Raw genomic sequence first — 6,073 nt, forward strand, 5'->3', positions numbered from 1 at the left:
AGACAGCCCCCCGCTGGATCAGCCCCGCCGCGCGGAACACCGACGACAGCGGCACCACCAGGTAACTGGCGTACAGCAGGAAGGCGACCAGATCGCCGAGGCTGTGGGTGCGCCCGTCCACCCGCAGCCCGCCGATGACCAGGACCAGCAGGAACGAGCCGTGGACGGCCAGTTCGACCGCCGGGCTCATCACCGCCGCCAGCCGCGCGGTGCGCACCCCGGCGCCGTACGCCGCGTCCACCCGCTCCCCGATCCGGGCGGCCTCCCGCTCCTCGGCCCGGTGCACCCGGACCATCGGCAGGGCGCCCAGGGCCCGTTCGAGATCGGCGGCGACCGCCCCGACGGCCTGCTGCATCCGCTCCGAGGCCGTGCGGAGCCCGGTGAGGACGCACGTCACCACCGCCGTGGCGGCCGCCACCGTGAGGGCGACCAGGAGGAGGAGCAGCGGGTCGAGCCAGAGCATCAGCGCCACCGCACCCGCCGAGGCCAGCAACCCGGTCACCAGGTCCACCAGGGCCTGGGAGAGGACCTCGCGCAGGACGGTGGTGTCGACGGTGACCCGGGAGACGAGGTCGCCGGTGCGGTGGCGCTCGTACTCCCGCATCTCCAGCCGCAGCAGCCGCCCGGTCAGCCGGTGCCGCAGCCCGCGTACGACGCCCTCGCCCATCCGCTCCTGCAGGAAGCGGCCCACCGCCGCCATGCCGGCCTCGGCCACGAACAGGGCGGCCAGGAACAGCAGCGGCCACAGCAGCCGGCCCTCGGCGCTCGCGTCCACGATCCGCTGCGCGAGGAGCGGCTGCGCCAGCCCGAGCGCCGTCCCCACCAGGGTGAGCACGGTGGCGGTGGTCAGCGCCGTCCGGTGGCCGGCGGTGAGCCGGAACACCGTACGGACCGCGCCCGCCTCCCGCCGCCCGGCCCGGGCCGGCGTCACGGCAGCGGCGGGCGCCGGGGCGCCGGGGCGGGGGCCACGGCCAGCAGCCGGCTGAAGTAGTCGTCCGGAACGCCCTCGTCCACCGGCCGGCCGTCCGCCTCCACCCAGGCGTGCGCGCTGAACGGCGGCACCACGCGCACCCCCGTGCACCAGGTCGGCCAGCGGCCGTCGAACCGGCACAGCAGAGCGGTGGCGATCGACCGCGGCAGACAGCCGCGCGGCCCCGCGCAGTAGAGACTGACGGCGCACACGGCCCGGCGCGCCGCGGCGGCCCGCTCGTACGAGGCGGGGGCGGCGCCCCGGCGGAGCGCGGCGAGGACTACGCGGAGCCGGCGGGGCGGCAGCAGGGAGAGCGGGAAGGCGGCGGTCAGGGCGAGCCGGGCGGCCAGTCGCCGGGGGAACGGGACGCCGGAGGGCCGGACCAGGGCGCTGGGGGTGGTCATGCGGCCAGCCCCGCGTCCCGCAACAGCGCGACCAGCGCGGTGACGTCCGCCGTGGCCCGCTCCCGGTCGACGGCGAACTCGGTGACGAGCGCCTCCACCGCGTCCGTCTCCCCGCCGCCGCCCATCAGCGTGCGGACGACGAGCGTGCCGGTGGGGTTGAGCTCCCAGTAGCGGCCCTTGCGCTGGTCGAGCAGGACCGTGCCGTAGGCGGTCTCCGCCGTGGCGACGTCCGGGGCGAACCGCAGTGCCATGGAGCCTTCCCTTCCCGCGGACGCCGTCGTCCGCGCGTCGTGGGACCGGTCAGTGGGCCGCGCCGAGGGTCCGCAGCCACACCTCGCAGCCGATCGTGGAGTAGAGGATCGCGTCGCTCAGGCCGGGGGCGGCGGGCCGCTGGGCGAGGGCGGTCAGGGCGTCGGCGTCGACCAGCCCCAGCCGGGCCAGGGAGGAGTCCTCCCAGAGCTTCACCAGGTCGCCCCGGTGCTCCCGCAGCCCGTTCGACGCGTCCATCGAGGCGTGCGCCTTGTCGGTGCGGGCCAGGCAGGCGTCCGGGACGATCCCGCGCATCGCCGCCCCCAGCAGCGGCTTGTACTCCCAGGGGGTGACGCGGGCGCGCGGGTCGACGGCCAGGCACGCCTCGATCACCCGGTCGTCGAAGAACGGCGACGCCATCGGCAGCCCGGCCCGGGCGGCCATCAGGTCCCACTGGCGGATGATCCGGGCGCAGATCCGGATCTGCTCCAGGTCCTGGTGGAGGCCGCGGTCCCGGTGGAGCGGCTCGGCGGTCGCGGCGGCCCGGCGCAGGGCCCGCCGGACGGCGTCGGCCGCCTCCGGGGTGACCCAGGGGAACAGCCGGGGCGGGGTGCCCCAGCCCAGGGCGCCCTCCACGCCGGGCGGCAGCGGGTCGCGCAGCCGCGCCGGCGTGGAGGCCAGCCAGCGGCCGTAGGGGCGGGAGTCGGCGAGGGTGTGCACGGTCGGGGCCAGGGGCCACTGGTAGAGGGTGCGGAAGCCGCGCAGCTGCCGGAGCGCGAACCAGGGGCGCGTCCGCAGCAGCCGGTGGTAGTAGCCCTCCGAGCACCAGGCCACGTGGTCGCCGCCGATGCCCGTCAGGTGCGTCGAACTGCCGCGGCGGGCGAGGTCCGGCAGGTGGTGCAGGGCCCGGGCCCGGTCCATGACGCCGATGGTCGGCTCGTCCATGGGGTCGTCGATGTCCAGCAGGTCGGTGTAGACGAGCGGCGACGCGTCCGCGTCCCACACCACGTGCTCCACGTCCGGGAGATGGCGGGCGGCGCGCCGGGCCCAGGCCAGATCGGCGTCGGCGGGGTCGCGCCCCGGCCAGGTGCTCGCGATGACGTGCGCCGGGGAGTCCGCCGCCAGGAAGCATACGGAGGTGGAGTCCAGCCCGCCGGACAGGTCGCAGCTGACCGTGCCGCCCCGGTGGGTGCGGGCCGCCACGGCCTCGGTGAGCGCCTGCCGCACCAGCGGCGCGCCGCCGGCCATCGAACGCACCGGCTCGGGCGGCGTCCACCAGCGGGAGTGGCGGGCCGAGCGCCCGTCGCGGCTGATGTACAGGGCGTCCTCGGCGGGGACGGCGGTGACGCCGCGCCAGAGCGAGGTGGTGTGCAGCGGGTGGGGGACCGGCCACAGCAGCCGTACGGCCAGTTCCTCCTCGTCGGGGGTGGAGTCCAGGGCGTGGGCGAGCGGCAGGGCGTCGCTCGCGGCCGTCTCGACGCCGCCGACGGTGGCCCGGAAGACCAGCCGGAGGCCGGACGCCGTCCCCTGGACGCGGACGGCGCCGTCCAGCGCGGCCACCAGGTGGAAGCTGCCGGGCAGGGCGCGGGCCAGGGCGTCCAGGGCGGTCAGGTCGCGGAGCGCCTCCGCCCGCCGGCGGAGCTCCTCGGGCCGGACGGGACAGCAGCCGATCACCGCGAGGGCGGCCCGGCCGGTCCGTACGGCGGTGACGTCGTCGTCGTGCCAGTGGCCGGCGATCCAGGGCCGGCCGGAGGGGTGGGGGATGGTCCGGGTGTCCTGGCGGATGAGGGAGCGGGCCGCGGTGAGCGCGTCGTCGCAGTCCGGAAGGACCACGAAACGCGCCGCGCCCGGGCCCGCTCCCCCCGCCTCGCGAGGCGTAGGCATTCAGCCCTCTGTCTCCGGCCGCCGGTCTCAGTTCTTGCTGAGGATCAGACGGTCGTTACCCGAGGTGCGGAGCAGACCGGTCTTGGCGCGGAACGTGCCGCGCTTGACCAGGGTGGGGGCCTCATACGTCTTCTTCATGGTTCCTCCTTGAGTCGGAGTATCCTTTTCGCCCCGGATTCCGTCCGGCCGGCCGTGGTGCTCCCGGGGGAGAGGTACCCCGCAAGCGGGCCGTTCCGGTCGGGCCAGAGGGCGTATCGCCATGCTATCCGCGCCAAAAGGATTCATCGCAATCCAAGTCCGATAATCACCGGGAAAACGGGAGTGCGCCCATCCGTGTGCGCCGGTTGGTGGGGCGGAAACGGGCGCCGGTGAAATCAGGGAAAACAGATGTGATCGCCAAGGCCGCGTCGGCATGTCCTTTTCTTCGAAAAGCGGACAGGAATTCGCCGCGCCGGAAATCCGGAATCCCTTCCCCCGGTCCGGGAAAATCCGGAAAGTCGGGGTTTCGGGAACGGTGTACCGGACACCCTTGCGCCGGGAAGCGGCCAGATCGTGGACAGCGTTGGGAAGATCGTCCCAGCGCTGGTTAACTTGACCGGTATGGCCCTTGGCACAGCCTCCACCAGGACGGATCACGCCCGTACCGTGCGTGACCTGCTCGCTTCAGGCGAGCGTTCGTACTCCTTCGAATTCGCGGCGCCCAAGACCGAGAAGGGGGAACGGACGCTCTGGAACGCCATCCGGCGGATCGAGGCGGTCGCCCCCACCTTCGTCTCCGTGACCTACGGCGCCGGCGGCTCCTCCCGCGAGGGCACCGTCCGGGTGACGGAGCGCATCGCGACCGACACCACCCTCACCCCCGTCGCCCACCTCACCGCCGTCAACCACTCCGTGGCCGAACTGCGCAACGTCATCGGCCAGTACGCGGACGTCGGCATCCGCAACATGCTCGCCCTGCGCGGCGACCCGCCCGGCGACCCCACCGGGGAGTGGGTGCGTCACCCCGAGGGGCTGCACTACGCCGTCGAACTGGTGCGGCTCATCAAGGAGTCCGGCGACTTCTGCGTGGGCGTCGCGGCCTTCCCCGAGATGCACCCGCGCTCCACCGACTGGGACGCCGACGTCCGCCACTTCGTGGACAAGTGCCGGGCGGGCGCCGACTTCGCCATCACCCAGATGTTCTTCCACGCCGAGGACTACCTGCGGCTGCGCGACCGGGTCCACGCCGCCGGCTGCACGACCCCGATCATCCCCGAGATCATGCCCGTCACCAACGTCCGCCAGATCGAACGGTTCGCCCAGCTCAGCAACGCGGCGTTCCCCACGGACCTCGCCGAGCGGATCCGGGCGGTGGAGGACGATCCGGCGGCTGTACGCTCGATCGGGATCGAGTACGCGACGGAGCTGTGTGCCCGGTTGATGGCCGAGGAGACCCCGGGGCTGCACTTCATTACCCTGAACCACTCCACGGCCACCTTGGAAATCTACGAGAACCTGGGACTGCACCAGCGGTCCTGACGGCCCGCCGGTCGCGGCGGCCGGACTGGAGGGGCGATTCATGGGCTGGACGGTCCTCTACTTCGCGTTCGGCGTCGTCGCGCTCTGGCTGCTCGCCGAAGTGCTGTTGCAGTACAAGGCCCGGCTGCGGTGGCGACTGCTGGCGTTCACCGGCTTCCTCGGAGTGGTGGCCGGTGTGGTCATCCCGTCCGTGGCGGTCATCGTGGCCGGGGCCGTCGCGTTCGCGGTCGGCCAGATCTACGTCACGCTGTCGTTCCGGCGCGGGTTCTCGGCCGGGTGGGCGCTGCGGCGGCCGAGCGACGCCGCTCAGGGCGCGGGCCGCTCGGGCCGCTCCTCGCGGTCCGGCCGCTCCTCTCAGTCCGCTCCCGCGGGCCGGGCGGGGCGCCGCCGCGGCCGCCCCGAGCGCGGCGCGCCGGCCGAGCCGGGCCCGGCCGCGCCCGAGGCGCCGCCCGCTCCGGGCACGCCGGGCGGGGCCCGCAAGCGGCTGACCGAGGCGGAGGCGGGGGCGGCGACCGCCATGATGCCGACGGTGCCTCAGCAGGCCACCGACGAGCGCGGGGTGCCCGCGCCGCCGCCGCCCGGGGTCGGGGCCGGTCCGGGGGACACCGCGGCGTTCCCGGTGGTCGAGGAGGGCGCGTCGGTCTTCGGCGCGGGTACGGGTGCCGGTGCCGGCGCCGGTGCGTACGACTACGGCTACTGGCAGGGGCCGGACCAAGGGCAGTACGCCGCGTACTCCGACCCGTACGTCGGGGCCGGGGCGCAGCCCTCGGCCGGGTACGAGCAGCCGTACGACGCGTACGGGCAGCAGCAGGGCGGCTATGCGCCGCAGCAGCAGTACGGGCCGTACGGGCAGTACGACATGGACACGCCGCCGGGTGGGGTGTGGGTGCCGCAGCAGCGGCAGGACGGGGACGGGGGCGGGCAGGCGCCGCCGCCGGCTCCGCCGCAGGGGTACGGGTATTGAGGGGTGCGCCCCGGTCCCGCCCTTTCGCCGTTTCCTGGGGCTGCGCCCCAGACCCCGCTTGTCGCGGCTTCGCCGCTCGTCCTC

At 74.7% G+C, this 6,073-nt stretch carries 7 protein-coding genes; 2 read left to right on the forward strand and 5 right to left on the reverse strand.

Features of this window, described 5'->3' with window-relative positions; all coding sequences use genetic code 11:
• The 5 genes from ACSNOK_RS29560 to ACSNOK_RS29580 form a co-directional block, all read right to left on the reverse strand.
• The coding region (locus ACSNOK_RS29560; RefSeq protein WP_436783866.1) for an ABC transporter ATP-binding protein at positions 1-931 on the reverse strand (931 nt) is incomplete at its 3' end.
• The gene (locus ACSNOK_RS29565; protein WP_436783867.1) at positions 928-1,374 is read right to left on the reverse strand and encodes a lasso peptide biosynthesis B2 protein; all 447 of its coding nucleotides are present in this window, start codon (positions 1,372-1,374) and stop codon (positions 928-930) included. The genes ACSNOK_RS29560 and ACSNOK_RS29565, both read right to left, overlap by 4 nt.
• Positions 1,371-1,625, reverse strand: a complete 255-nt coding sequence (locus tag ACSNOK_RS29570; RefSeq protein WP_436783868.1) for a lasso peptide biosynthesis PqqD family chaperone — start codon at positions 1,623-1,625, stop codon at positions 1,371-1,373. Before ACSNOK_RS29570 ends, ACSNOK_RS29565 begins: the two co-directional genes overlap by 4 nt.
• 49 nt (positions 1,626-1,674) lie before the next feature.
• Entirely contained in the window at positions 1,675-3,507 is a 1,833-nt protein-coding gene (locus ACSNOK_RS29575; protein WP_436783869.1) for a lasso peptide isopeptide bond-forming cyclase, read from the reverse strand.
• Between the two features lie 27 nt (positions 3,508-3,534).
• On the reverse strand, positions 3,535-3,645 hold the full coding sequence (locus tag ACSNOK_RS29580; protein WP_106429645.1) for a keywimysin-related RiPP: 111 nt from the start codon (positions 3,643-3,645) through the stop codon (positions 3,535-3,537).
• A 462-nt stretch (positions 3,646-4,107) separates the two neighbouring features.
• Between ACSNOK_RS29580 and metF the strand changes: the two genes are divergently transcribed.
• Together metF and ACSNOK_RS29590 are read left to right on the forward strand one after the other, a co-directional pair.
• Positions 4,108-5,025, forward strand: coding sequence for a methylenetetrahydrofolate reductase [NAD(P)H] (gene metF / locus ACSNOK_RS29585; protein WP_436783870.1), 918 nt, complete (start codon positions 4,108-4,110; stop codon positions 5,023-5,025).
• A gap of 40 nt (positions 5,026-5,065) precedes the next feature.
• Positions 5,066-5,989, forward strand: coding sequence for a hypothetical protein (locus tag ACSNOK_RS29590; RefSeq protein WP_436783871.1), 924 nt, complete (start codon positions 5,066-5,068; stop codon positions 5,987-5,989).
• Positions 5,990-6,073: the final 84 nt, after the last annotated feature.

The organism is Streptomyces sp. URMC 126 (genome assembly GCF_051386555.1).
GTDB lineage: Bacteria > Actinomycetota > Actinomycetes > Streptomycetales > Streptomycetaceae > Streptomyces.

What these genes read in the sequence shown, in the direction of transcription:
- ACSNOK_RS29565 (WP_436783867.1), bottom strand. Translation starts at nt 1,374, where the DNA reads ATGACCACCCCCAGCGCCCTGGTCCGGCCCTCCGGCGTCCCGTTCCCC.
- ACSNOK_RS29570 (WP_436783868.1), bottom strand. Translation starts at nt 1,625, where the DNA reads ATGGCACTGCGGTTCGCCCCGGACGTCGCCACGGCGGAGACCGCCTAC.
- ACSNOK_RS29575 (WP_436783869.1), bottom strand. Translation starts at nt 3,507, where the DNA reads ATGCCTACGCCTCGCGAGGCGGGGGGAGCGGGCCCGGGCGCGGCGCGT.
- ACSNOK_RS29580 (WP_106429645.1), bottom strand. Translation starts at nt 3,645, where the DNA reads ATGAAGAAGACGTATGAGGCCCCCACCCTGGTCAAGCGCGGCACGTTC.
- metF (WP_436783870.1), top strand. Translation starts at nt 4,108, where the DNA reads ATGGCCCTTGGCACAGCCTCCACCAGGACGGATCACGCCCGTACCGTG.
- ACSNOK_RS29590 (WP_436783871.1), top strand. Translation starts at nt 5,066, where the DNA reads ATGGGCTGGACGGTCCTCTACTTCGCGTTCGGCGTCGTCGCGCTCTGG.